18 protein-coding genes are annotated in these 25,195 nt (G+C 71.3%); 7 read left to right on the top strand and 11 right to left on the bottom strand.

What is annotated here, in order from left to right:
- Positions 1 to 957: a TIGR03885 family FMN-dependent LLM class oxidoreductase gene (locus tag ACFPM7_RS20790; RefSeq protein WP_378249341.1), complete on the top strand. Its 957-nt coding sequence runs from the start codon at positions 1 to 3 to the stop codon at positions 955 to 957.
- Positions 948 to 2,582 carry an alpha-amylase family protein gene (locus tag ACFPM7_RS20795; protein ID WP_378249342.1) on the top strand — a complete coding sequence of 545 codons (1,635 nt, stop codon included), beginning with the start codon at positions 948 to 950 and terminating at the stop codon, positions 2,580 to 2,582. The genes ACFPM7_RS20790 and ACFPM7_RS20795 overlap by 10 nt, the downstream gene beginning before the upstream one ends.
- A gap of 132 nt (positions 2,583 to 2,714) precedes the next feature.
- On the opposite strand, the gene ACFPM7_RS20800 is transcribed toward ACFPM7_RS20795, so the two are convergent.
- The 4 genes from ACFPM7_RS20800 to ACFPM7_RS20815 are packed head-to-tail and all read right to left on the bottom strand — an operon-like array spanning position 2,715 to position 5,692.
- On the bottom strand, positions 2,715 to 3,722 hold the full coding sequence (locus tag ACFPM7_RS20800; protein WP_378249343.1) for a linear amide C-N hydrolase: 1,008 nt from the start codon (positions 3,720 to 3,722) through the stop codon (positions 2,715 to 2,717).
- A 50-nt stretch (positions 3,723 to 3,772) separates the two neighbouring features.
- Positions 3,773 to 4,216, bottom strand: a complete 444-nt coding sequence (locus tag ACFPM7_RS20805; protein ID WP_378249344.1) for a phosphoglycerate mutase family protein — start codon at positions 4,214 to 4,216, stop codon at positions 3,773 to 3,775.
- 7 nt (positions 4,217 to 4,223) lie between these two features.
- Positions 4,224 to 5,366: a DUF1700 domain-containing protein gene (locus tag ACFPM7_RS20810; RefSeq protein ID WP_378249345.1), complete on the bottom strand. Its 1,143-nt coding sequence runs from the start codon at positions 5,364 to 5,366 to the stop codon at positions 4,224 to 4,226.
- Positions 5,363 to 5,692, bottom strand: a complete 330-nt coding sequence (locus ACFPM7_RS20815; RefSeq protein WP_378249346.1) for a PadR family transcriptional regulator — start codon at positions 5,690 to 5,692, stop codon at positions 5,363 to 5,365. The genes ACFPM7_RS20810 and ACFPM7_RS20815 overlap by 4 nt, the downstream gene beginning before the upstream one ends.
- A gap of 90 nt (positions 5,693 to 5,782) precedes the next feature.
- Between ACFPM7_RS20815 and ACFPM7_RS20820 the strand changes: the two genes are divergently transcribed.
- Positions 5,783 to 6,661 carry an NAD-dependent protein deacetylase gene (locus tag ACFPM7_RS20820; protein WP_378249347.1) on the top strand — a complete coding sequence of 293 codons (879 nt, stop codon included), beginning with the start codon at positions 5,783 to 5,785 and terminating at the stop codon, positions 6,659 to 6,661.
- A gap of 53 nt (positions 6,662 to 6,714) precedes the next feature.
- Here ACFPM7_RS20820 and ACFPM7_RS20825 read toward each other — a convergent pair whose 3' ends face one another.
- The 4 genes from ACFPM7_RS20825 to ACFPM7_RS20840 form a co-directional block, all read right to left on the bottom strand.
- Positions 6,715 to 8,307 (bottom strand): OmpL47-type beta-barrel domain-containing protein, encoded by a 1,593-nt coding sequence (locus ACFPM7_RS20825; protein ID WP_378249348.1) that lies wholly within the window; start codon positions 8,305 to 8,307, stop codon positions 6,715 to 6,717.
- A 59-nt stretch (positions 8,308 to 8,366) separates the two neighbouring features.
- The gene (locus ACFPM7_RS20830; protein WP_378249349.1) at positions 8,367 to 12,290 is read right to left on the bottom strand and encodes a ThuA domain-containing protein; all 3,924 of its coding nucleotides are present in this window, start codon (positions 12,288 to 12,290) and stop codon (positions 8,367 to 8,369) included.
- A 12-nt stretch (positions 12,291 to 12,302) separates the two neighbouring features.
- Positions 12,303 to 13,460: a multicopper oxidase domain-containing protein gene (locus ACFPM7_RS20835; protein ID WP_378249350.1), complete on the bottom strand. Its 1,158-nt coding sequence runs from the start codon at positions 13,458 to 13,460 to the stop codon at positions 12,303 to 12,305.
- Positions 13,461 to 13,759: 299 nt separating this feature from the next.
- On the bottom strand, positions 13,760 to 14,251 hold the full coding sequence (locus ACFPM7_RS20840; RefSeq protein WP_378249351.1) for a MarR family winged helix-turn-helix transcriptional regulator: 492 nt from the start codon (positions 14,249 to 14,251) through the stop codon (positions 13,760 to 13,762).
- A gap of 93 nt (positions 14,252 to 14,344) precedes the next feature.
- On the opposite strand from ACFPM7_RS20840, the gene ACFPM7_RS20845 reads away from it, so the two are divergent.
- Positions 14,345 to 16,378, top strand: coding sequence for an MMPL family transporter (locus ACFPM7_RS20845; protein WP_378249352.1), 2,034 nt, complete (start codon positions 14,345 to 14,347; stop codon positions 16,376 to 16,378).
- 94 nt (positions 16,379 to 16,472) lie between these two features.
- Positions 16,473 to 17,621: a type I restriction endonuclease gene (locus ACFPM7_RS20850; protein WP_378249448.1), complete on the top strand. Its 1,149-nt coding sequence runs from the start codon at positions 16,473 to 16,475 to the stop codon at positions 17,619 to 17,621.
- Between the two features lie 66 nt (positions 17,622 to 17,687).
- Here ACFPM7_RS20850 and ACFPM7_RS20855 read toward each other — a convergent pair whose 3' ends face one another.
- Positions 17,688 to 18,188 carry a hypothetical protein gene (locus ACFPM7_RS20855; protein ID WP_378249353.1) on the bottom strand — a complete coding sequence of 167 codons (501 nt, stop codon included), beginning with the start codon at positions 18,186 to 18,188 and terminating at the stop codon, positions 17,688 to 17,690.
- A 348-nt stretch (positions 18,189 to 18,536) separates the two neighbouring features.
- Positions 18,537 to 21,494: a glycosyl hydrolase gene (locus ACFPM7_RS20860; RefSeq protein ID WP_378249354.1), complete on the bottom strand. Its 2,958-nt coding sequence runs from the start codon at positions 21,492 to 21,494 to the stop codon at positions 18,537 to 18,539.
- Between the two features lie 341 nt (positions 21,495 to 21,835).
- Here ACFPM7_RS20860 and ACFPM7_RS20865 point away from each other — a divergent pair, with 341 nt between their 5' ends.
- A complete protein-coding gene (locus tag ACFPM7_RS20865) occupies positions 21,836 to 23,002 on the top strand; it encodes a winged helix DNA-binding domain-containing protein (RefSeq protein WP_378249355.1) in 1,167 nt (388 codons plus the stop codon).
- Between the two features lie 29 nt (positions 23,003 to 23,031).
- Positions 23,032 to 23,871, top strand: a complete 840-nt coding sequence (locus ACFPM7_RS20870; RefSeq protein ID WP_378249356.1) for a class I SAM-dependent methyltransferase — start codon at positions 23,032 to 23,034, stop codon at positions 23,869 to 23,871.
- Here the strand turns inward: ACFPM7_RS20870 and ACFPM7_RS20875 are convergent.
- On the bottom strand, positions 23,860 to 25,116 hold the full coding sequence (locus ACFPM7_RS20875) for an MFS transporter (protein ID WP_378249357.1): 1,257 nt from the start codon (positions 25,114 to 25,116) through the stop codon (positions 23,860 to 23,862). The two genes, ACFPM7_RS20870 and ACFPM7_RS20875, sit on opposite strands and share 12 nt — an antisense overlap.
- Between the last annotated feature and the right edge of the window lie 79 nt (positions 25,117 to 25,195).

Consider the following 25,195-nt stretch of genomic DNA (forward strand, 5'->3'; position numbering starts at 1 on the left):
ATGGCGGTCTACGGCTTCCACGCCTCCCACGAGCAGATCCACCCGGCCCGGCTGCTGGACGCGGTCCGCAGGGCCGAGGGCGCGGGCTTCGGCGCGGCCATGTCCTCCGACCACTTCGCGCCGTGGACGTCGGCCCAGGGCCAGTCCGGCTACGCGTGGTCCTGGCTGGGCGCGGCGCTGCAGGCGACCTCGCTGGGGTTCGGGGTGGTGACGGCGCCGGGCCAGCGCTACCACCCGGCCATCCTCGCCCAGGCCATGTCCACGCTCAGCGCCATGTACCCCGGCAGGCTGTGGGCGGCGCTGGGCACCGGTGAGGCGTCCAACGAGCACATCACCGGCGACGTGTGGCCGCGCAAGGACGTGCGCACCGCGCGGCTGCGCGAGTGCGTCGACATCATCAGGGCGCTGCTGGCGGGCGAGGAGGTCTCCCACGACGGCCTCGTCACCGTCGACCGGGCGCGCCTGTGGACGCGGCCGGAGACACCGCCCGCGCTGTTCGGCGCGGCGGTGAGCGTGCGGACGGCGCGCTGGTGCGCCGAGTGGGCCGACGGGCTGATCACCGTCAACGCCCCCGACGAGCACCTGCGGTCCATGGTGGAGGCCTACCGCGACGCGGGCGGTCGCGGACCGCTGGCGCTGCAGGTGCACCTGAGCTGGGCGCCCACCGAGGACGAGGCGCTGGCCACCGCGCACGAGCAGTGGCGGGGCAACGTGTTCCCGCCGCCGGTGTGCTGGGACCTGCGGCCGCCGCACTTCGACGAGATCGCCAAGTCCGTCACCCCCGACCAGGTGCGCGGGGTCGTCAACGTCTCCGCCGACCTCGGCTGGCACGCCCAGCGGCTGCGGGAGTACGCCGACCTCGGCTTCGAGCTGATCCAGCTGCACCACGTCGGCCAGGAGCAGGACGCCTTCATCGACGCGTTCGGTGACAAGGTGCTGGGGGAACTGTGCGGCTGACCAAGACTTCGGACCTGTGGTGGAAGAACGCGGTCGTCTACTGCCTGGACGTGGAGACCTTCCAGGACGGCAACGGCGACGGCTGCGGCGACTTCCGCGGGCTGACGCAGCGGATCGGCCACTTCGAGCGGCTGGGCGTCACGTGCCTGTGGCTGATGCCGTTCCTGCCGACACCGGACCGCGATGACGGCTACGACATCACCGACTACTACTCCGTCGACCCGAGGCTGGGCACGCTCGGCGACTTCGTGGAGTTCGTGCGCACGGCGCGCGACCGCGGCATGCGCGTGATCGCCGATCTGGTCGTCAACCACACCTCCGACAAGCACCCCTGGTTCAGATCGGCGCGCGAGAGCAGGGACTCGCCTTATCGGGACTGGTATGTCTGGCGCGACGAGCCCCCGGCCGACGGGCCCGAGGGTGTGGTGTTCCCCGACCAGGAAACCAGCCTCTGGGAGTACGACGAGAGGACCGAGCAGTACTACCTGCACCGCTTCTACAAGCACCAGCCGGACCTCAACGTCGCCAATCCCGCCGTGCGCGAGGAGATGGCGAAGGTGATGGGCTTCTGGCTGGAGCTGGGCCTGTCCGGCTTCCGGGTGGACGCGGTCCCGTTCTTCCTGGAGACCGCGGGCAGCCTCGACGCCCCCGACCTGCCCGACCCGCACGAGTACCTGGCCGACCTGCGCGCGTTCATGGCCCGCCGCTGCGGCGACGCCGTGTTGCTCGGCGAGGTCAACCTGCCCTATGAGGACACCCTGCGCTACTTCGGCGACGGGGTGGGCGACGAGCTGACGATGTGCTTCGACTTCGTCGGCATGCAGGCGATGTACCTCGGCCTCGCCCGTGGCTCGGCCGCCCCGCTGGTCGACGCCCTCGCCAAGCGCCCGGAGCCCCCGCGCGACGCGCACTGGGCGACATTCGTGCGCAACCACGATGAGCTGACCCTGGACAAGCTGTCCGAGGACGAGCGCGCGGAGGTCTTCGCGGCCTTCGGCCCGTCGCCGGACATGCAGCTCTACGGCCGAGGCCTGCGCCGGCGCCTGCCCCCGATGCTCGACGGCGACCCGCGGTGGATCAGGATGGTCTACAGCCTGCTGTTCTCCCTGCCCGGCACCCCGGTGCTGTACTACGGCGAAGAGATCGGCATGGGCGAGAACCTGGCCGTCGAAGGCCGCTTCTCCGTCCGCACCCCCATGCAGTGGCAGCCCGACCCCGTCGGCGCGGGCTTCTCCCCCGCCGACCCCAAGACCTTTCCAGCACCCCCGCCCTCCGGCCCCTACGCCCCCACCGCGGTCAACGTCCAGTCCCAACGCCACGACCCCGACTCACTGCTGTCCTGGATCACACTGCTGATCTCCCGCTACCGCGAGCACCCGGAACTCCCCTGGGGCGACCTCACCCTCCTCCCCTCCCCCGACGCCGCCGTCCTCATCCACCGCTGCTCGACCGACGACACCTCCATCACCGCCATCCACAACTTCAGCGACCGCGAAACCACCACCACCCCCGGCCTCCCCGACGGCCCCCACACCGATCTGCTGACCCGCGAGACAGTCGAGGTGACCACCGGCCACCTCACCGTCCCGCCCTACGGCTGCCTCTGGTTCCACCAGTCCACCTAGCTAACTGGGAGCGCTCCCAGTACGCTACCCCCGCGCCCCGGGCACCCCGCGCCGTTCACCGCCCGGGGCGCTTCGACCAGGTGGGCCACTGCGACGCGGGTGCGGCTCCAGCGGAACTCGCCGACCGTCAGCTCAGCTCGCCAGGTCCATGGGCAGCCTGAACTCGTGCACCTTCTCGAACCGCTTGCCCGTAGTCAGAGTGACCTCGCCCGAGCGCTGCCCGTACACGATCGACCACTGCGTATGCCCCTGCTGAACATCAGCCAGCAGCCGCATGGCAGCCGTCGTGTCGAGCTTGCCGCCCGTGCCATTCAAGGTCTCCGACAGCGCGCGGTAGCGGTAGTCGGCCTGCTGTTGTTCGGGTGTCGAGCCGAACCAGCGGTAGTTCACCATCGCCTGCCACGGGCTGGAGTCGCGGGAGACCTGGAGTTCGCCGTCCACGAACTCCAGGATCGCGGAGTCGCCCGAGGCGTCGGCGATCATGTAGTGCAGCGGTGGGCTGTCGGAGAAGTCGACGGCGTACTCGCCGAAGACCTTGATCGCCTCGTCGACCGTGGCGGCGCGGTCGAGCATCATGCGCTGGATGCGGACGCTGCCGACGACCGGCCTGCCCGCGACCGGGGTCGCCTCGGCGTTGGGGACGGTGGCCATGCCGACGACGAGGCCCTTGTCGTTCATGCCGTCGAAGGGCAGCAGCGGCGCGTCGAGGAGCAGGCGTCTGCCTTCCTCGGTCTCGAAGTCCTCGCCCGAGGTCAGGCCCAGGTAGGACACGTCGACCATCGACACCGAGGCGTGGCTGTCGGGGGCGTCGGTGAACAGCAGGAGCGCGGGCTGGTGGTCGAAGTCGAAGTTGCGGCCGAACAGCGGGTCGGCGGGGTTGCCGCGCGCGGCGAAGAGGGAGCAGCCGAAGGTGGTGGGCGTCAGGGTGGGGCCCGCGACGTCCATCGGGTCGTAGTCGCCGTGGAAGGTCATGGTCCACAGCGGGTGGTCGTCCACCTTGCGCAGCGACTCCACCGTGCGGGTCTCGTCGCTGGACAGCGCGGGCGCGGCGGGTGGCCGCGCCGTCTCCTGCGCGGCGCAGCCGACGACACCGCTGGTGAGCAGCGCGAGGGCGGCGATGGCGATCCGGGTGCGGTTCACCCGGCCATTCTGCAATCCGCGCACCCCGCGACGCCACGGATCGGCCGAACTCAGAGCCCGCTCACCGTCGGCGTCTCCCCGAGCCTGACCCGGTACACCGCGGGCATCGGCATGTCCCGCGAGAACGGCCGGTCGACCGCCACCCCGAGCCCGGCCAAGCTGGCGGCGCAGTCCAGGGTCGGCGCAACACCGGAGTCCCGTTCGCGCAGGCCCCAGCGGGTCTGGGCGGGCACGCCCGCGGCCGCCGCGATCGGCTCCACGGTCCGGACCGCGCGGCGGTACGGGCTGGAGAAGACCGCATCGGGTGCCGCGATCTGCCCCACTGGCGCGGCGGCGACCAGAACCCCCACCGCCGAGAGCGGACGCGGCAGGTCGCCGGGCCCGCCCGGAACGGGCGGCACCGAATCGGCGTGGCGGACGAGCACGATCTCCCCAGAAGTGCGGGCGGCCGTCGCACGCCGGTGCGGGAGCGGCCCCCGATGCCGCTCCCGCACCCGCCCCCTACTTGGTGGTCGTCGGTGCTGCCGTGGTGGTCGGCGCTGTGGTCGCCGACGGTGACGTGGTCGGCGCCGTGGTCGTCGGGGCCGGGGTGGCGGGCGGGTCGATCAGGCCGGGGGGCAGCGGGACGAACGTCGGGGCGGGGCGTTCGACGCAGCCGTTGGGTCCGTGCTCGGCGACCGGCGCCGGGTAGCGGTTGGAGACCTCGCGGTCGCCGTAGCCGTCGAGGCAGCCGTACCTGGGGGTGCTCAGCGGGTTCCCGTGCTGGTCGTAGAGGTAGAAGTCCGAGATCGGCTTGCCGTCCTTGTCGACGGCGTACACGTTCTCCACGGTGTTGCCGTAGTAGGCGAACCCTTCCGGGTTCGACACCGGGTAGTAGTAGCCGCCGCTGTCGTGCTCCGGCTGGACCGCCGAGGCGGCCAGGGCGATGCCCAGGCCCACCACGAGCGCGTTGGCGGGCACGACGAGCAGCAGCAGCCGCCGGTCGGTGTCGACCCGCGGTCCCAGCCACACCAGGACGACGGCGGCGGCGAGGATGGCGACCATCCAGAACCCGCCGTCGGCCCCGAGCGCGCCGAGGAAGGCCAGCGCGAGCACGACCAGCCGCACCAGCCGCCACGCGCCCCGCATGCCGCGCACGCGCTCGGCCCACGGCGTGGCCGCGACCAGGCGCAGGCCCTTCTCGCGGCCCCACCGGTACTCCGGCACCGCTTCGACGTCCGAGCGGCGCACGGTCCCGGCGAACACCAGCCACGCGGCCGGAAGGGCGATCAGTCCGCCCACCAGCGCCAGGCCGAGGTACTCCTCCTGGTAGCGGTCCATCGCCAGCACTCCGGCGAGTCCGGCCAGCGCGGTCGCGGCCACCGCCGCCCACACGACGAGCCTGCCGAGCCACACCCTGGCCCGCTCCCCCGACGGCGTGTTCCCCGTCGGGTAGCCGCCCGCGGCGCGCAGCTCGGCCGCGTACTCCTCCGGGGTGCCGAGCCTGCGCTCGACCTCCTCGGCCGAGCCCGCCTCGGCGAAGACCTCGGCGACGTGTGCCTCCAGGTCCTCCATGACCTCGGCGACCTCGTCGGCGGGCAAGTCGGCCAGCGCGGCCTTGACCCGCCGCAGGTAGTCATCGGCGCGGGTGTCGATGCCGTTCACGCCGCGGCCCCCTTCCGCAAGATCCCGTCCAACGTCTCGGCGAACTCCCGCCAGGCGAGTTCAGACTCCGCGAGCTTCACCCGGCCCGCTTCGTTCACCCCGTAGTACTTCCGGTGCGGCCCCTCGTCACTGGGCACCACATAGGACGTCAGGTACCCGGCCCGGTACAGCCGCCGCAGCGTCCCGTACACCGACGCGTCCCCGACCTCGCCCATCCCGCCCGACCGCAGCCGCCGCAGCACGTCGTAGCCGTAGCCGTCGTCGTCCTTGAGCACGGCCAGGACCGCCAGATCCAGCACTCCCTTGAGCAACTGGCTCGTGTCCACAGCACCCCTCCCACTATCGCGCTACGGACACTATTACGCATTGCGCGGTAGTGCGCAAGGTGGAGGTCCTCGGTGCGTAAGCTCGGTCGGGTGCGGACGCGACCCACTCTGACCTGGACGCCGACCGGGCCGCCGCTGCCGACCACCGCGCGGGTTGACGAGGTGGTCGAGCTGGTGGCCGGTGGGGGTGTCGTCGTGCTCAGCGGGGCGGGGCTGTCCACGGAGTCGGGCATCCCGGACTACCGCGGTGCGTCGGGCAGTCTGCGCAAGCACACGCCGATGACCTACCAGGAGTTCACCGGGGCGGCGGAGTCGCGGCGGCGGTACTGGGCGCGCAGCCACGTCGGATGGCGGCTGATGGCCCGGGCGGAGCCGAACGCGGGGCACCGGGCGGTGGCCGCGCTGCGGGCGCTCGGCAGGGTGGACGCGGTCATCACGCAGAACGTGGACGGGCTGCACCAGGCGGCGGGGGTGACCGACACCGTCGACCTGCACGGGTGTCTCGACCGGGTCGTGTGCCTGGACTGCGGGGACATCTCCGACCGACTGGCGCTCGACGCGCGGCTGAGAGAGGCCAACCCGGGTTTCGCCGTCCGCGCCGATGGGGTCAACCCCGATGGTGACGTGGCCATCCCGGAATCGGCGGTGGCGGGGTTCCGGGTCCTCGGGTGCGCGGTGTGCGGCGGCGTGCTGAAGCCCGACGTGGTGTTCTTCGGCGAGAACGTGCCGCGCGAGCGGGTCGAGCGCTGCGCCGAGCTGGTCGACGGCGCCCGCGCGCTGCTGGTCCTGGGGTCGTCCCTGACGGTGATGTCCGGGCTGCGCTTCGTGCGCAGGGCCGCAGCGGCGGGCGTCCCGGTGGCCATCGTCAACAGGGGCCGCACCCGCGGCGACGAGTACGCCGCCGTCCGCGTCGACCTGCCGCTCGGGCGGGCGCTGGGCGAGCTGCTGGCGCGGGTGTCGAGGCACTAGCGAGGCACCAGCGCACCTCGGCGGGCCGGAGCGGCCCGCCGAGGTGCACCGGGTCAGCCTGCCGCGGAGGCCCAGCGCGGCGACCAGATGTCGCCGGTGCTCTTGGCCGTGCGCGCCACGACGGTGAACACGCCCGACGCCTCCTCCGAGGTGTTGCCCGCCGCGTCGGTGGCCCGCCAGCGCAGGGTGTAGCGCCCCGGCTCGGTCACCATGACCGGCTCGCCGTAGGCGAGCCACTCCGCGCCGAGGGCGTACTCGACCGACTCGACCTCGGACTCCTCGTCCTCCGCCGTCAGCGTGACCTTGGCGCCGCCGACGAACTCCCAGCGCGCGTTCTGGTCACCGGTCACCAGCGCCGCCACCGTCGGCGGCGTGCGGTCCGCCGCCTCCACGACCGTGAACGCCACCGATCCCTCCTCCGAGACATTGCCCGCCTCGTCGGTCGCGCGGAAGCGGACGGTGTGCTCCCCGGGCGCGGACACCACGACGGGCTCGTCGTAGGCGGACCACTCCCCGCCGTCCACCGCGGTCTCGACGGTGTCCACACCGGACCCCGCGTCCTCGGCGGTCACGGTCACCGTCGCGGTTCCCTCATAAGCGCCGTCCTCATCGCGCTGTCCGGTCACCTCGGCGGTGACCGTCGGCGGCGTGGTGTCCGGCGGAGCGGCGACGACGGTCAGCGACACCATGCCCATGTCCGAGGTGTTGCCCGCCCCATCGGTGGCCCGGTGGTGCAGCATGTGCTCGCCGGGCGTCGTGAACGCCACCGGCGCGGTGTACTCGGTCCACTCGCCGTCGTGCAGCTGGTACTCGACGGACTCGACGCCGGAGGCGTCGTCGGTGGCCGTCAGGGTCACCTCGGCCCGGCCGACGTAGGCGCCGTCCTCGTTCTGCTCCCCCGCGACATCGGCGGTGACCGTCGGCGGCGTGGTGTCGTCGGGCTCGCCCTCGACCACGGTGAACGCCTCGGAGCCGACCTCGGAGGTGTTGCCCGCGGTGTCGGTGGCGCGGTACTGCACGGTGTGGTCGCCGACCGCGGTGACCTGCACCGGGGCCGTGTACTCCTGGAAGCCGGTGTCGTCGATCTGGTACTCGACCGACTCGATGTCGGATTGGGTGTCCTCGGCCGCCACCGCCACCGTCGCCGCCCCGACGTAGTCGCCGTCGCCGTTCTGGCTGCCGGTGATCTCCACCGTCACCGTCGGCGGGGTCGTGTCGTCGCCGCCCCCGCCCTCGGTGACGGTGAACTCGCCGAACATCTGGCCGTGGCCGGGGATCGCGCAGAAGTAGCGGTACTTGCCGGGGGTCAGGGTGACCGTGGCCTCGTGCCTGCCGCCGTTGGAGTCCAGGGGGCTGGCGACGATGTTGAGGTTGACGTCGTGGTTGTACCCGGCGGTGGAGGTGTCGAAGGTCAGGGTGTGGGACATGCCGGTGGTGTTGCCCGTCGCCTCGCTGTTCTCGAAGACGATGGTGGTCTCCCCCGGCGCCGCGGTGGAGGGGGCGGTTTTGTAGCGGTTGATGTCGTTGTCGGCCGTCCAGGTCAGCGTCTGGGCCGCGGCCGCGCCGGGCGCGGCGGGGGTGGCCGAGGCGGGGACCGCGACCAGGCCCAGCACCACCGCCGTGGTGGCGAGCAGGGATCGGATCATGGCGAGCCTTTCGAGGGGGGCGGGGCGGGCGCTCGCGCGCCCGCCCCGGCCGAGAGGGGCTACAGCTGCCGCACGCGGATGTCGCGGAACTCGATCACGTCGGCGTCGCCGTGGTTCTGCAGGCCGACGTAGCCGCTGGTGAACTGCCGCAGGTCGGTCGGCGGGTCACCTGGGCGCGATGACTGCCCGCCGGGCGAGTTGTCGAACTCGTTGATCACCGTGCCGTTGCGGATGATCGTGTACCGCTGCCCGACGACCCTGACCTCGTAGAGGTTCCAGTCGCCCTTCGGGGTGGTTCCGGCCTGCTCGATGGGAACCGGGTCGAAGTTGTAGACCGACCCGGTCTTCTGCGTCTCGCCGGTGGTGCCGTCGTAGATCTGGATCTCCTGGCCGCAGAAGATCGCCACCCAGGCCTGCGACGTGCGCGCCGATCCCTGCGTGCCGCAGCTGCCCGGCGGGCGCTCGGCCAGCGGCGTCCTCGGGTCGGGGAAGCGCACGAACACGCCGCTGTTGGCGCGGGTGTTCTCCGGGGCGATGTCCCGGAAGCGCATCGTCATCGAGAAGTCGCCGTAGGCCTGCTGGGCGTACCAGAGCATGCCCAGGCCGCCCGCGGAGCGCAGCGAGCCGTCCGGCTGGATCGCGAACGAACCGCCCGGCGCCTGGGTCCAGCCGCGTGTGGTCGTGCCGTCGAAGATCGGCTCGTAGCCGGTGTGCCCGGCCTTGCCGATCGGCGACTGCCGGGCGTGCTGGACCAGGGCGTCGCGCTGGGCGACGGTGATGATGCCGCGCTGGCGCAGCGGCTTCACCGCCTCGCGGACGTGGTCCACGAACGCGGCGTTGCTCGGCCAGGTGCTCTCGTCGTCGAACAGGTCGTCGATGCGGCAGCCGCCGCCGACCTGGCCGTTGGGCACCTTGGTGTCGCGGGTGTCGAAGGTGACCGTCGCCCCGGTGTCCGGGGTGAGGCAGCCGACGTTCGCCGTGACGCGGGTCGTCAGCTTCTCGCCGTCGGCGTAGGTGACGGTCAGCCGCGCGGTGTACGGACCCACCCACGGGAAGGTGTGGCGCGGGTTGGCCTCGGTGGAGGTGGTGCCGTCGCCGAAGTCCCACAGGTAGGACACGCCGCCGGACTTCTCGCCGGTGAACGCCACCGTCAGCGGCTTGCTCTGCACGGCCACCGATGACGCGGTGACCGCCGGGGTGGGCGGGCCGCCCTTGTAGACGACCCTGATCAGCTTCTGGTTGGCGTGCAGGCTGAAGAAGCCGCCCGCGTAGTCCAGCAGGTACAGCGCGCCGTCCGGGCCGAACTTGGCGTCCATCCAGCTCTGCAGCTGGTTGGCGGCGCTGCCCGCGGGCACGATGTGGCGCAGGGTCTCGGCGAACAGCGGCGGCTGGGCGCTCGGCACGCCCGCCGGGTCCACGGTGACCGCGATCCGGTTCTGGGAGTTGGACTGGTCGCCGATGAACCACTTGCCGTCCCAGTGCTCCGGCCAGGCCACGCCGCTGGCGGTGTTCACCAGGTCGCGGTGGTAGGTCGGGCCGGACATGACGGCCTGGCCGCCGCCGCGCAGATAGGGCTGGGTGTAGGTGGCCTCGGCCGCCTTGTAGCTGGGGATGCCGTTGCCGCGGTCGGGGAAGACCGGGCCGCCGCCGTCGGGGGCGTACCAGATCATGTTGTCCTTGACCGGCGGCAGGTCGACCAGCCCGGTGTTGCGCGGCGACTCGTTCTTCGGGGCGTCGCAGTCATACCAGCCGGTCAGCACCGCGGAGTCGACGTTGCTGCGGTCGCGGTAGGGCTGGCGGTTGCCCATGCAGTAGGGCCAGCCGTGGTTGCCCGCCTCGGTGATGATCGTGGCGGTCTCGTACTTGGCCGGGCCCAGCTCCGGGCTCGGCGAGGACGCGTCCGGGCCGACCCAGCCCGCGGTGACCCAGTCGTGCTTGGGGTCCACGGCCAGGCGCGAGATGTTGCGCACGCCCATCACGTAGATCTCCGGGCGGGTCTTGCCCCTGTCGTCGGCCTCCTCGTCGAAGAGGTTGCCTTCGGGGATGGTGTAGCGGCCGTCCGCCTCGGGGTGGATGCGCAGGATCTTGCCGTTGAGGTCGTTGGTGTTGCCCGAGGTGCGCCGCGCGTCCTGGAAGGACAGACCCTTGAAGTGCTCCTTCCAGTTGTTGCCGGAGTAGCCCTCCGAGCCCTGCGAGGAGTTGCTGTCGCCGGAGCCGATGTAGAGGTTGCCGTCGGAGTCGAAGGCCATGCCGCCGCCCGCGTGGCAGCAGCTGTGGATCTGCACGTGCCACTTGAGCATGTCGATGCGGGTGGCCTGGTCCAGGGTCTGGGTCTCGTGGTCGTAGGTGAAGCGCGAGACCGTGCGCTCGCCGATGCGGTTGGTGCGGTCGATGGAGGCGTGCGGCATCCAGTAGACGTAGATCCAGCCGTTGTCGGCGAAGTCCGGGTCCACCACCAGGCCGAGCAGGCCCTCCTCGTTCTTGACCAGTTCGGTGCCGCTGCCGCGGTTGCCCATGACCGGCAGCGTGGTCAGCAGCTTGACCTTCTTGTCGCCGGGCTTCCACTGGTGGATGGTGCCGCAGCCGAGGCCGACCTTCGGGTTCTCCCACTCCACGACCGGGCCGCTGGGGCAGGCCGCCTTGCCGACGTAGAACACCGTGCCGTCGGGCGCGATCTCCAGCCCGTGCGGCTCGCCGATCTGGTCCAGCTCACCCTGCTTGTTGGCCGCGGTGAGCTTCTCGACCTGGTAGTTGGCCGCGATGGTGGCCTGGCAGTCCGCGCGCTGCTGCCCGGTGGTCCACTTGAGGGCCCCGGTCAGGTGCTTGCGGAAGTTGGCGTCGCCGTAGCTGGCGTCGGTGGCGCCCATGCCGGTGTAGAAGGAGCGGCCGCCCTCGTAGTCGCGGCACCAGGAGATCGGGTGGAACGGTCCGTTGCCCGCCGTGCCCGCGTTGTACTTGCTCTCATCGACCTGGGCCACGGTGTGCACGGTGCCGATGGGGTTCGGCGACCAGTTGAGCCAGCGGTCGGTCCTGGTCAGGGTGGCCGGGATGCCCTCGGTCGCCGGGTGGGAGCGGTCGACCATGTGGACGACGGACTCCTGCGGCTCGGGGTCGGGCACCGGCTCGGAGTCGGCGCGGTAGAGCAGGAAGTCGGCGAGCTGGATGCTCGTCGCGCCCGCGTTCTTGGTGATGTCGAGCCGGTAGTGCTTGTACGCGGTGGTGTTGGCGAACTCGAACTCCTTGCGCTGGAAGCGCTCGGGGAAGCTCTCGTTCGTCCGCTTGTCCAGCTCGACCCAGGTCGTGCCGTCGGTGGAGCCCTTGAGGGTCCAGTCCTTCAGGTCGCGGGTCGGGAAGTCGTTGGCCGAGGTGAGCGAGTAGCGCGACAGCGCGGCGGGCTGGGCCAGCTCCATCGACACCCAGCCGGTGGTGGCGAAGGCGAGCCACTTGGTGTTCTGGTCGCCGTCGGTCAGGTTCTCCTTGGTCTCCCGCGGCGGGTTGTCCGCGTTGGCGGTCACCTTGGAGACCGGCTCGGGGGTCGGCCGCGCGCCCACCGGGCGGGTGCCGATCAGCCCGGTGAACCAGGACGAGTCGGGCTGGGCCTTGGCCGCGTCGGCGATGCCGAGGAAGCCGCCGCCGCCGGTGACGTAGCCCTTGAGCGCGGCTTCCTGCTCGGCGGTGAGCGTGACGCCGTTCGCCGAGAGGAAGACGACGCTGCGGAAGCGGTCGAGGTTGTCCTTGGAGAAGACCGCCGGGTCCGAGGAGGAGTCGACGGCGAGGCCGTTGTCGCCGCCGATGCGCACCAGGGCGTCGGTGGCGCGCTGCACGGGGTCGCGCTGATCGGCGGCGGGGCCGTGGAAGACCAGCACTCTGGGCCGGTCGTCGGCCTTCGTGGTGGGCTGGGCCGCCGCCGTGGTGGCGGGGGTGGTGATGAGCGAGGCGGCCAGGAGAACCCCGGCCGACATCGCGAACGCGCGTCGGGTCATGTCCGCTTCCCCTCAGTGCCCGCCGTGGCCGGGCGTGCCCTGGCCGGTGGGCTGGTGGTCGATGCGCTTGCCCGCGCGCGGGCCGACCGCGTGGGGCTCGGCGGGCGGGAGCTTCTGCACTGGCTTGGCCAGCGGCGGGACCTGCGTCGGCACCGAGGTCTGCGGCGGTGTCGAGGAGTGGGCGTGCGGCTCGTGGCCGTGGAAGCGGTCGATGGCCTCCTGCGCGCCGGGCGGCATGGTGCCGTCGGCGTTGCGCACGAGGAAGACGCCGACCATGCCGCCGTCGGAGTGGAACTGGACGTGGCAGTGGTACATCCACGCGCCCGCCCCGACGCCCTGCCCGGCGATCACCTGGAAGCCGAAGGAGCAGCCCGGGTTGAGGTCCTTGTTGTCGATGACCGCGGTGCGGTCGCCTGCGCCGGAGAGCATGCCGGTGCGGTTGTCGGCCCAGCGGTGCGCGTGCACGTGGAAGGTGTGCGGCTGGTTGCCGTGCCCGATGGCGATCCACTCGACGCGCTCGCCGAGGCGGGCCTCGTACATCGGGGTGTTCGGCGCCATCTGGTTGTTGATGGTCATCTCGTTGAACACGCAGACGAACTGCCGGTCCGGCAGCAGGTCGCCGCGCTTGCGCACGACCAGCGCGCCGTAGAGGCCCTTGGCGACGCCGGTGGTGCCGTGGTCGGTCCCGAGCGCGTGGTCGTGGTAGTGCCAGTAGCCCGCGCTGCCGGGTATCCAGTTGCTGTCGTTGAGCTTCGACGCGGTCCGGGATCGCCACGTGTAGGTGCGGGTCTCGCCGGGGGCGCAGGCCGAGTCGTTCATCGGGCTGCCGTCGGAGTCGGTGCTGTAGTCCACGCCGTGCGGGTGGATGGACAGCCGCTGGTCGGTGCTGTTGACCAGCTCGATCTCCAGGGTGTCCCCTTCCCACATCTCCAGGGTGGGGCCGGGGATCGTGGCCTCGCCAGGGGCGAGTCCGTAGCCGAACAGGCCGCCTTCCACGGCCTCGGCGTAGACGGTGACCCGCCTGGTCACCGCCGCCGCGGGGCTCGGCTGGGCGAGCGCGGCGGTGGCGAGGATGGGCGGGGCGAGGGCAGCGGGCACCACGACGCCCGCGGTGGCGCCCGCGATGAGCTTGCGCCGGGATAGGGGTCGCGGGAAGCGCTGGTCGACCATCGAGGGCACTCCGTTTCGCCTGGCCGGTCGGGCCAGGGACGCAGGGGGAGGTGGCCCGCGGACGGGCGCCTGCGCAGGAGCGCCCACCGTCGGGCTGATGGCGCGCGACGGTTCTGCCGGCCGCCCCGGCATCTTTCGTCGCGATATCCACTTGGAGCCGATCATGACGACCGGCAGGGTTGGAACTTTCGCAGGAAAGTGCGGTCGTTTAGAGATTCACACACCGAACTTATGCCCGGTCTAGACAAAAGTGAAGGTCCAAATGGAGTAACGCCGAGATGCGGGTCACTTGCTGATGATCAGTCAGCTTGTCGGCCCGCACCTCCGCCCTGGACCAGACCGGCCCGCACGGCGACTGTCGCGTCGATGCTGACCCGCAGGAAGCGGGCGACGACGGCACGGTCCTCTTCGGACATGTCCCGCCAGGCGTCGACGTAGCGGGCGCGCAGCGGGGCGAAGAACGCGCCACCGACCTCCCTGGCCCGCTCGCGCATGCCCAGCTCGACCTTGCGGCGGTCCACGGCGCTGCGCCCGCGCTCGACGTGGCCCGCGCGCTCCAGCCTGTCCACGACGGAGGTGGTGGCCGAGTAGCTCAGGTGCAGGGCGTCGGCGAGGGCGGTGGGGGTCATCGGGCGGCCTGCCCGCGCCGCGTCCATGATCACCGCGAGCGCGTTCAGGTCCGTGCGGTGCAGGCCGTGCACCTCGCCGAACATCTCCGCGAAGCGGTCGGACTCGACGGTCAGCGCGCGCAGCAACGTGATCAGCTCGTCGTCGCCACCCGGCTCGCGCACCCGAATCCTCCCCCGTGTTGCCGCCACTTTAGCGCCAGCATATCCTTCGGTCGCCGAAATATCCTGCCGACGAATGACTGAGGGTGAACACCGATGGCCCCCACCCAGCGGCTGCGCTGGCTGCTCCCGGCGCTGATCGCGGTCGCGTGGCTCGCGCTGGGCGCGTTCTCCGGCCCGTTCGCGGGCAAGCTTTCCGAGGTCGCCGAGAACGACGGCAGCGCGTTCCTGCCCGCCACCGCCGAGTCCACCGAAGTGGGCGCGCTGCAGCGGCGGTTCGACCCGACCGCGACCATCCCGGCGATCGTCGTGGCCGAGCGCGCGGGCGGGCTGACCGACGCCGACCGAGGCCACCTCGCCGAGCGCACCAGGGGGCTGGGCGAGGCGTCCCCGGTCATCCCGTCCGAGGACGGCGACGCCGCACAGGTCGTCGTGGGCCTGCCGCCCGGCGACCCGGCCGAGGGAGTCACCGCGCTGCGCGACGCGCTGGCCCAGGGCACCCCGGACGGGCTCACCGTGCTGGTCACCGGCCCGGCCGCGCAGGCGGCCGACCTCGGCGAGGCGTTCGGCGGGATCGACGGCCTGCTGCTGCTCGTGGCGGGCGCGGTGGTGGCGCTGATCCTGATCGTGGTCTACCGCAGTCCGCTGCTGCCGTTCGTCGTGCTGCTCTCGGCGGTGTTCGCGCTCGGCCTGGCGAGCCTGGTCGTGTACCTGCTGGCCGACAACGACGTGCTCAAGCTCAACGGGCAGAGCCAGGGCATCCTGTTCATCCTCGTCTTCGGCGCGGCCACCGACTACGCGCTGCTGCTGGTGTCGCGCTTCCGCGAGGAGCTGCGCGACACCGACGACAAGTACCGCGCCGTGCGCTCGGCCTGGCGGGCCACCATCGAGCCGATCGTCGCCTCCGCGGGCACGGTGGTGCTGGGCGTGCTGTGCCTGCTGCTCAGCGACCTGGAGTCCAACCGCGGCCTCGGCCCGGTCGCCGCGATCGGCATCGCCGCGGCTGTGCTGTCGGCGACGACGTTCCTGCCCGCGGTGCTCGTGCTCACCGGCCGCGCCGCGTTCTGGCCGTTCCGGCCGACGTTCGGCTCGCCGCACCCGGAGGAGTCCGGACTGTGGGGCCGGGTCGCGGGCTGGGTCTCCCGTGCGCCGCGCGCCATCTGGATCACCACGACCGTCGTGCTGCTCGCCTTCGCCGCGTTCCTCCCGCAGCTCAAGGCCTCCGGCACCGCGCAGGAGGACGTCTTCCTCACCGCGGTCGACTCCGCGGCGGGCCAGGAGGCCCTCTCCCGGCATTTCGACGCCGGGTCCGGGGCTCCGTCGGTCGTCATCGCCAGGGCCGAGACCGTCGACCAGGTGGCCGCCGCCGCGGCCGTGCCGGGCACGGCGGACGTGCGCGTAGACCCCACCCGGGTCGACGGCCTGGCCAAGGTCGACGTCGTCCTGAGCGACCCGTCGGGCTCGGCCGCCGCCCTCGACACCGTCCAGCGCCTGCGCGAGGCCGTGCACGCGGTGCCGGGAGCCGAGGCGAAGGTCGGCGGGCCGACCGCGCAGCTGCTGGACACCAGGGACACCTCCGAACGCGACCGCACGGTGATCATCCCCGTGGTGCTGCTGGTGGTCTTCCTCGTGCTCGCGCTGCTGCTGCGCTCGCTGCTGGCCCCGCTGCTGCTGATCACCACCGTCGTGCTGTCCTTCGCCGCGACGATGGGCGTCTCGGCGCTGGTGTTCAACCACATCCTGGACTTCCCGGGCGCCGACCCGGTGGTGCCGCTGTTCGGGTTCGTGTTCCTCGTCGCCCTCGGCATCGACTACAACATCTTCCTGATGACCCGGGTGCGCGAGGAGGCCAAGGACATCGGCACCCGGAAGGGGACGCTGCGCGGACTCACCCTGACCGGCGGCGTGATCACCTCAGCGGGCGTGGTGCTGGCGGCGACCTTCGCCGCCCTGGCGGTGCTGCCGATCCTGTTCATGGCCCAACTCGCCTTCATCGTGGCGTTCGGCGTGCTGCTGGACACCCTGATCGTGCGCTCCCTGCTCGTCCCGGCGCTGTCGGTCGACATCGGACGGCGGATCTGGTGGCCGTCGAAGCTCGGAAAGGCCGAACAGCCCCAGACGGCCGACTGACGCCGGCCGCGCCGAAGACGAGGATCACTCACGCCCGGTAACGCTCGTGCTCCACCGACGACTCACCCTGCAGTTCGAGGAGAAGGGGACGATCGTGGAGATCGCCGAGCGCGCACAAGCCCTGGCGCTGAAGATCCGCAAGCACAAGGCGGCCATCGAGACGGAGGAGGCCACGAAGAACGCCTTCGTGATGCCCTTCATCAGCATGGTCCTGGGCTACGACGTCTTCAACCCGGCAGAGGTGATTCCCGAGTTCACCGCCGACGTCGGCACCAAGAAGGGCGAGAAGATCGACTACGCGATCGCCCACAACGGTCAGGTGCAGGTGCTGGTCGAGGCCAAGAAGGTCAACGACCCGCTGCGGATCGAGCACGCCTCGCAGCTGTTCCGGTACTTCGCCGTCACCAACGCGCGTATCGCGATTCTGACCAACGGCGAGGTGTATCAGTTCTACACCGACCTGGACGCGCCCAACCGGATGGACGCCAAGCCGTTCCTGGTGCTCGACTTCGCCGACATCGACGACACCCTCCTGCCCGAGCTCGCCAAGCTGACCAAGGAGTCCTTCGACCTGGACTCTGTCATCAGCGCGGCGGGAGAGCTGAAGTACATCGGGCAGATCAAGCGCGTGCTGGCCGCGCAGTTCAAGGAGCCCGAGGACGACTGGGTCCGCTTCCTCACCACCCGCGTCTACGACGGGTCGTTCACCCAGAAGGTGCGCGACCAGTTCATCCCGCTGGTGGCGAAGGCGACGCAGCAGTTCCTCAACGAGCAGGTCAACGACCGGCTCAAGAACGCGCTCGGCGGGCCCGGCGCGTACGTCAGCGTCTCCAGCGATCGGCCGGAGGTGGAGCGGGCGGTCGAGGAGGCCGTGGTGGTGGAGTCCGATGTGGAGACCACCGAGGAGGAGCTGGAGGGGTTCCGGATCGTCCGGGCGATCGTGTGTGGGGAGGTGGCTTCGGCGCGGGTGGTGGCCCGTGACGCCAAGACCTACTTCGGCGTCCTGCTGGACGACAACAACCGCAAGCCCATCGCCCGGCTGTGGTTCAACCGCTCCAAGAAGTACCTCGGCGTCTTCGATGAGCAGAAGGTCGAGACCCGCGTCCCGCTGGAGTGCGTCGAGGACATCTACGCGCACGCGGAGGTGCTGCGGCGGACGGTGAACCGGTACCTCACGATGCGGGGCGGAGCGGTGCAGGCTGGCCCGGTGCGGGCCGATGCCGGATTGGTGGCCTCGCCCTAGCGGGGGCGGCGGGTCGGGCTCCCGCGGGATGGACTCGTGGTAACAGTGGCGATGGGCGCGCGGCGTTTAGTAGTCCCACAACCAGCCCTCGCGTTGGGCGGGCAGGTTGTCCGGGCTGTACGACAGCGTTCCGCTCTCGTCGGCGGTGTCCACGAGGATGATCCCCTGGTAGCCCGACCCGGCCATGTAGGCCTCGTCGCGCAGGAAGTCCGCTGGTGGCAGGCATGAGGTCTGCAGCCCGCGGCCGGTCTCCTCGCCGTCGGCGTCGACGGTGCTGAAGTCCTGCGCGCTGACCCACCAGCCCCAGTGCGGCTCGTACTGCGGGCTGGCCTTGAGCACGATCGTGACCGCGAGGTAGTGCCCGCGACTCGGCGGCAGGCTTCCCGGTTCCGTGCAGGTCACCGGCCGGATGCTCTCGACCCACAGCGTCGCCAGCACCGGGCTGGTCGCCACGCTCACCTCCACCGGCTGCCCGATCCGCTCGCGCGGCCCCGCCGCCGCGTCCGCCCCGCAGGACCCCACCAGCGCCATCCCGAACAGGAGCGCCCCCAGACGAACCCAGCCCATGCCGATCTCCTCCGCTGCTCGCGAATCGATCACGCCTCCCCCTGCCTAACGGCTTTCCAGCGGCGGCGGACCCGAAACGGTCGAGCGGGCGCCGGCGATCACCCGATCGGCGCAGCAGTCAGTCCTTAGAGGACCTAACAGCTCCATGCAGGGGTGATGGCAGCTCAAAGCGTCTTGGTGATCAACCCTCGCGTTCTGCCTGACGGGCGGGGACATCGTTCGGGCGCGGTTCCAGGAACACTGGATCGTGACGCTCGGCTACGTCGTTTACCCGACAACGCGGCAACGGAAATCGGGCCGGGATGATGGGGTGACCATCATCCCGGCCCGATCAGCCGAGCCGAGCTGTCAGCCGCGAACGGTGAACGGGATCTCCACCGTTGACTGCGAGCCCTCCGCGGCGGTGGCGCTGGTGCGGAGGTTGGTGGTGCCGTTGCCGATGGCGCTCCACACCTCCACCTTGACGCATCCGCGGTTCAGGTTGGCGAAGCCGCCGGTCTGCGAGCGCAGACCCGCTGCCTGCGTGTAGTTCTCCCACCCGCTCACCGGGTCGGTCGCGAAGTACCGGTAGGTCTCGGTCCGGGAGTAGCTGCCTGAGCCGGTGGTGTCGTAGGAAACCCTGACCTGCACGCCGTTGGCGACGCTGGTTCCCGAGTCCACGTGCAGCGCGAACCGGGTGGACTTGCTCGCGTCGTAGGTGCCGGTGATGCCGCAGGCGGTGTAGACGCGGGCGTTGGTCGGGGTTCCGTCGCGGTTGACACCGCCGGCGGAGGCGATGGTGTCCTGCCGGGCCCCGGTTCCGTTGGTGGCGCTCAGGGTGCCGGGACTGATCAGCTTCAGCACCGACGTGGTCACCGGGGGCTGGGTGGTCGTCGTCGTGGTGGTCGGGGGCCTCGTGGTCGTGGTGGTCGTCGTGGTGGTGGGCGGGTTCCCGGGGACGGCGTTGCCGCCCGACCAGGTGTGGGCGCCGGTGGTCGCCGTCTTGCCGGGGGCGACCACCAGGGTTCGGCCGTCGGAGAAGCGGACGGTCAGGTCGGTGCGGCCGAGGTTGGTGGCCACGTAGGTCTTGGCGCCGTTCTTGGTGAAGACCGCGTGCAGCGGGGTGTTGGCCGTGACGCTGGTGTCGACCCGGCCGAGGCTGGCGAGGTTGCGCAGCCAGTGGAACGTGTGGGCCTTGCTCTCGCCTTCCTCGGGGACGTAGTTGGTCGAGCGGAAGGCGGCCAGTGCCGCGTCAGCGTTGGACAGCGCCTGGAAGGACCAGATGATGTCCGCCCACGACCTCGGTGTCGTGCTGCCGGAGTTGCGCTGGATCTCCTGCACGTTGCGGTCGATGTAGGCCGGGTTGTGGCCCATGTAGAGCGAGCCGCCGGTGATGGGCAGCATGTTGATGCCGTGGATCTTCTCCGGGTCGGCGGTGAACCAGGTGGCGTACGCGCCGCCGTCACCCCACACCATGCCGACCGTGGAGTGCTCGAAGCCCGCCGGGAACACCTGGTCGTTCGGGTCGAACCAGTAGTTCTGGATGGCGCTGGCCTGCGTGGTGTACAGGTACAGGCCCGCGTCGCGGATGGTGGTGTTGCCGGTCGCCTGGCCCCACTGGATGAGGGCGTTGGCGAAGTTCTGGCCCTCCGAGGAGGACTCCTGGTTGTTGCCCGCGAAGAACGCGCCGTGGCCGGAGGCCCAGTCGTGCCCGGCGAAGATGTCGAAGTCGCGCAGGAACGGGAACCGGTTGTCGCCGCGGTCGTAGTTGTTGGCGTCGCGGATCAGCAGGTCCACCATGCCGCCGTACTGCGCGTTGCTGGCCCACGTGGGGTCGAACTTGGCGAGGGTGGCGGCGGCGGCGATGTAGTAGCCGTAGTGGAAGTGGTGGTCGTTGAGGTCGGTGTCGGACCCGTAGGAGGCGGGGTAGCCGATCAGCGTGCCCCAGTTGCGGTCGTAGTAGAACAGCTTCTGCGACTTGCCCTGGCTGGCGGTGAACCAGTCGGTGAGCCGGGACTTGATCGCGGCGAGCATCTTGTCGCGCACGTCGGTGCGGTTGATCTGGTCGGCGATCTCGGCGATGCGCGCGGCGCGGCCGAGACCCTTGCCGGTCCAGTAGGTGTCGTTGTTGAACCCGGCCAGCGGGTCGCCCTGGGCGGCCTGGTCGAGGAAGCCGTTCAGGGTGGTCAGGTCGCCACCGGTGATGCCGACGGCGGGCACCTCGGGAAGGACGCCGTTGTAGCGCATGTTCGTGGTGAACGACGAGGTCCCGACCAGGATCTTCATCGGTCCGCGCGGGGAGATGTAGGTCTGGGCGATGGGGCTGCCGCCGCCGAGGGCCTGCCACTGGTGCGGGTAGAGCGCCACGACCGTGCCCGAGCCGGAGCCCTCCATCGCCTGCGTGGTGAAGGCGTAGGTGGAACGCACCATGCTGGCGGACTCGTCGTAGTTCCAGGTCACCTTGGTGCCGGTGATGTGGTTGTGCGCGACCTGCCCGTAGGAGTCGGCGAGCGAGGCGCGCGCGGAGTCCGAGGAGGTCCCGGGCAGGACGGCGACGGTGAAGTAGCCGCGGCCCGCGAGGGTGGACGTGATCGCCGAACCGGACACCGACCAGCTCGCGCCGGAGGGGGCGTAGGCGACGTAGTCGTGCCCGTCGACGCGGAAGCCGACCCGGCTGCCGCTGTTGAGCCACACCGACGGCGCGGAGCCGAAGCTCAGCCGCGCGTCGCCGCCGGTCACCCGCGCGTAGACGAAGGGCGAGCCGTGGCCGATGGTCGTGCGCAGGGTGCGCGACCCGTCGTTCCAGTAGGGGCTGACGGTCCAGTCGGTCCAGCCGTCGACCTGGGAAGTCGCCGCGTTGAGGCCGGTCACGCCGAGGGTGAAGTCGGCGCCGTACTGGAAGTGGTACTCGCCGACGGTCGTCGGGGTGCCGGTGATGGTGGGGGTGGTCGAGTAGTCGACGCCGAGGCCGCCCGCGACGGTGTCGAAGGAGAAGGGGTGCGCCATCAGGTTGTCGGAGAAGGAGCAGTCGAGCCGCTTGTAGACCAGCGAGGACCACCAGTCGTTGGTCGGCACCGGCCCGGCGGGGGCGTTGGCGGTCATGTGCCTGCGGGGGTTGGTCGCCAGGTCGCCGCAGGCGGAGGGCAGCGCCGCGCCCGCGGGCAGGGTCTCGGTGTAGCTGCCCGCGCCGACGTTGGCCGCGCCCGCCGGGGCGGCCATCACGAGCAGGGGCACGAGCGTGCCCACGACGGCGGCGGCCGAGAAGGCGGCGATCGTGCGCGAGCGGCGTAACCGGCTGGGCGGGTGCGTTCCGGAGCGGTGTCGCATGGCTCTCCTTTGAGCAGGGCAGATCGGGACAGCGCGCGGAGAGCCCGGTCGGAGGAAGTTCTCCGGGGCCCATGTAAGCGCTCTCACACTGTGTAGCAGGCAGTCTCGACAAGGGTCAACGATCGACTTCGCCTCTTGACCGTCAAGGAAAGAGAGGTTCGTTGCGCGTCATCACCGATCGACAAGTGAATCGTTTCGCCATGATCGGAAACGGCGAGTCAAGTCGATTGTTCAGCCGGGCGGAGATGGACGTTACCGACACTCACTTTCCCTTTGTCCGATTCGACGGGTTGGCGGAGGTTCCCTCAGGAACTGTCCGGATGGGCTGCGAGCATGGACGCATGCGCCACGTCACCGACGAAGAACGCCGCGCCCGGCTCGCGGTCCGGCACGCGATCGCGCCGGGCTTCCGGGTCGACGGGCCCGAGGCGGCCACCCGCGCGGTGACGGCGCTGCACGCGACCGAGCCCGCGACGGTGTTCCTGTCCTGCTGGGCCCGGGTCGACGACCTGCGGCCCGCCGACGTCGAGCGGGCTCTCTACACCGACAAGGCGCTGGTCAAGCAGCTGGCGATGCGCCGGACCCTGTTCACCTTCCCGCGCGACCTTCTGCCCGCGGTCTGGCCGAGCGCCTCGGCCAGGGTGGCGGGCACGGAGCGGGCGAGGATGGCCAAGGACCTCGTCGCGCTGGGCGTCACCGACGACGGCCACGGCTGGCTGGACAAGGCCTGCGCCGAGGTGCTCGCCCTGCTGGCCGAGCACCCCGATGGCCGCACCGCCGCCGAGATCCGCACCGCCATCCCGATGATGGGCGTCAAGGTCGCCCCGTCGGCCACCGCCGCCTGGTCGTCGTCGCGGGTGCTGACGCTCCTGGGCGCCAGGGCCGACATCGTGCGCGGGAGCAACACCGGCACCTGGGTCAGCTCGCGCCCGAGGTGGACCCTCACGGCGAACTGGCTGGGCTCCGTGCCCGAGCCGCTGAGCAGCGCCGACGGCTACCGCGAGCTGGTCGGCCGCTGGCTGCGCTCCTTCGGCCCCGGCACCGAGGACGACATCGTCTGGTGGCTGGGCTCGACCAAGTCCGCCGTGCGCGCCGCCCTCGCCGCGCTGGAGGCGGTCCCGGTGTCCCTGGACGGCGGCGACACCGGCTGGCTGCTGCCCGACGACCTCGCCGAAGCACCCGACCCAGGCCCGTGGGTCGCCCTGCTGCCGGTGCTCGACCCCACGACCATGGGCTGGAAGTCCCGCGCCTTCTACCTCGACGGGCGCCGCGACCAGCTCTTCGACCGCAACGGCAACGCGGGCACCACGGCGTGGGTCGACGGCCGCGCCGTGGGCTGCTGGACGCAGGACGCGTCGGGCACGGTGGCCGTCCAGCTCGTGGAAGCGGTCTCACGCTCCGCCCGGCGCGCCCTGGACGACGAGGCCGCCCGGCTGACCGCCTGGGCGGGCCGCCGCGTCGAGACCGTCTACCCCTCCCCCGCCGTCCGCGCGGCCACGACTCGCTAACGATAACGACAGTCACTATCGTTTGCGGCATGCTCAGCTCGCCGCCGCAGCACGGCACCGGCCCGTCGACCGACGACCCGGCCGCCGCCGAGGCCGTGTTCCTGGACTCCACTCTGCGCCTGCTGCACCCGCTGGCCGCCGGGCCCGGCGGCGTCGTCGCCGACATCGGCCCCGGCGCGGGCTCCGCCACGCTCGCCCTGGCGGCCGCGGTCGGTCCGACCGGCCGCGTCTACGCCGTCGACCACGCCCCGGCGATGCTGGACACCGTCGCCGCGGCGGCGGAGTCCGCGGGGGTGGCGGATCGGGTGGTTCTGGTCGAGCACGACCTGGACGACGGTCCACCGCCGCTGCCCGAGCGCGTGGACGGCGTGTGGTCGTCGGCTTGCGTGCACCACACCCGCGACTGGGCCGCCGCGGTGGCCGGGTTGGCGGGCCTGCTGCGACCGGGCGGCGTGCTGTGCCTGGTCGAAGGCGGCCTGCCGACCCGCTGCCTGCCCGTCGACGTCGGCATGGGCCTGGAGGTCCGCCTGGACGAGGCGCACGCGCGCTGGTTCGCCGACTGGGCGGCGGGCAGGCGCCAGACGCGGCAGCGGGGCTGGGCGGAGCTGCTCACCGCGGCGGGCCTGGTCGGGGTGCGGACCCGCAGCGCACTGGTCGAGTCCCCCGCTCCCCTGCCCGCCGACGTGCGCGCCGTCGTCCTGGCCGAGCTGACCGCCCGCGTCCGCCGGGCACACCCGTTCCTGTCCGCCGACGACGCCGCGACGTGGGCGCGCCTGCTCGACCCCGCCGCCCCGTCGTGGCTCGGCCTGCGCGACGACGTGGCGCTGCTGAGCGCGCGCACGTCCTACTGGGGCAGCTCAGCGCACTGACGCGGCCAGGCTGGGCATCTCCTGAAGCCGGGGGATGCCGGAGAGCAGGATCGGCAGGGCGGCGACGAGGAAGCCGACCGCGGCGACCCACAGCCCCGCGCGCAGGCCGAGCCAGCCGCCGACGAGGCCGCCCGCGATCGCGCCCGTCGTGCCGATTCCCCACATGATCGTGCGCATCCCGGCGGTCATGCGGCCCATCAGCTCGCGCGGGGTCACCGCCTGCCGCAGGCTAGTACCGGCCACATTGGACACCGCAAGCCCGGCGCGCATCAGGAAGAAGCCCGCGGTGACCCCGATCGCGGCGAGCACGGCCGGGCCGCTCAGCAGCGGGATCAGCAGCGGCCCGCTGTAGCCGACCACCACCGCCAGCGCGTACACCCGGCCGAACCGGAACTGCCGCACCAGGCTCGCGGCGAACGCCGCCCCCAGCACGCCGCCGACGGCGCTCAGCGCGATCACCAGCCCGATGAGCCCTGGCCCGAACTTCAGCTCGCGCACGGCGTAGATGACGAACAGCGCTTCCACGAACATGTAGCAGAAGTTGAACGCCGCGCCCGCCACGGCGAGCACCCGGAGGTAGGGCTGCCGGACGATGAACCCGACGCCCTCGGCGATCTCCTTGCCGATGTGGCGCTTCGGCGAGGGCGTGACCTCTTCCGGCACCCGGATCAGCCACAGCGACACCACCGATGCCAGGTAGGACACCGAGTTGACGACCAGCGCGAACGGCGCGGTGAGCACCTGCACGAGGGCGCCGCCGACACCGGGCCCGGCGAACTCCGCCGCCGAGGAGCTGGCGCTGACGCGGCCGTTCGCCGCGACGAGGTGGTCCTGGCTGACGATCACCGGCACGTAGGACAGCCAGCAGACCTCGAAGAGGACGGTGCACACGCCGATGCAGAGCACGATGACGGCCAGCGCGGGCATGGTCAGCGCGTCCAGGAAGGCCAGCACGGGCACCAGTCCGACGAGACCGGCGCGCAGCAGGTTGGCGGTGATCATGAGCGGCCGCTTGGCCGTGCGGTCCACGAGCACGCCGAAAGGCAGTGCCAGGAACAGGAAGGGCAGAAAGGCGAACGAGCGCAGGAGGCCGAGTTCCTCGGGCGTCACCTGCAGGACCAGGACCGCGGTCAGCGGGAGGGCGAGGTTGGTGACCTGCACCCCGAACAGCGAGACGGTCTCGCCGAACCAGAACTTCGAGAAGTTCCCGTTATGACGTAAGGACTTCACGGCACCATCGCCCATTCGGACGCCCCCTCCTCCGGTCGAGGCAGGGTAGCATGCAAATGAAAACGGTTACCATAGTCTCAATGGCCGAACATCG

Origin of the sequence: Actinokineospora guangxiensis (genome assembly GCF_042657845.1) — a bacterium.
GTDB classification, from domain to species: Bacteria; Actinomycetota; Actinomycetes; order Mycobacteriales; family Pseudonocardiaceae; genus Actinokineospora; species Actinokineospora guangxiensis.

What these genes read in the sequence shown, in the direction of transcription:
- ACFPM7_RS20870 (WP_378249356.1), top strand. Translation starts at nt 23,032, where the DNA reads ATGCTCAGCTCGCCGCCGCAGCACGGCACCGGCCCGTCGACCGACGAC.
- ACFPM7_RS20835 (WP_378249350.1), bottom strand. Translation starts at nt 13,460, where the DNA reads ATGGTCGACCAGCGCTTCCCGCGACCCCTATCCCGGCGCAAGCTCATC.
- ACFPM7_RS20875 (WP_378249357.1), bottom strand. Translation starts at nt 25,116, where the DNA reads ATGGGCGATGGTGCCGTGAAGTCCTTACGTCATAACGGGAACTTCTCG.
- ACFPM7_RS20825 (WP_378249348.1), bottom strand. Translation starts at nt 8,307, where the DNA reads ATGATCCGATCCCTGCTCGCCACCACGGCGGTGGTGCTGGGCCTGGTC.
- ACFPM7_RS20790 (WP_378249341.1), top strand. Translation starts at nt 1, where the DNA reads ATGGCGGTCTACGGCTTCCACGCCTCCCACGAGCAGATCCACCCGGCC.
- ACFPM7_RS20830 (WP_378249349.1), bottom strand. Translation starts at nt 12,290, where the DNA reads ATGACCCGACGCGCGTTCGCGATGTCGGCCGGGGTTCTCCTGGCCGCC.
- ACFPM7_RS20865 (WP_378249355.1), top strand. Translation starts at nt 21,836, where the DNA reads ATGCGCCACGTCACCGACGAAGAACGCCGCGCCCGGCTCGCGGTCCGG.
- ACFPM7_RS20855 (WP_378249353.1), bottom strand. Translation starts at nt 18,188, where the DNA reads ATGGGCTGGGTTCGTCTGGGGGCGCTCCTGTTCGGGATGGCGCTGGTG.
- ACFPM7_RS20860 (WP_378249354.1), bottom strand. Translation starts at nt 21,494, where the DNA reads ATGCGACACCGCTCCGGAACGCACCCGCCCAGCCGGTTACGCCGCTCG.
- ACFPM7_RS20845 (WP_378249352.1), top strand. Translation starts at nt 14,345, where the DNA reads ATGGCCCCCACCCAGCGGCTGCGCTGGCTGCTCCCGGCGCTGATCGCG.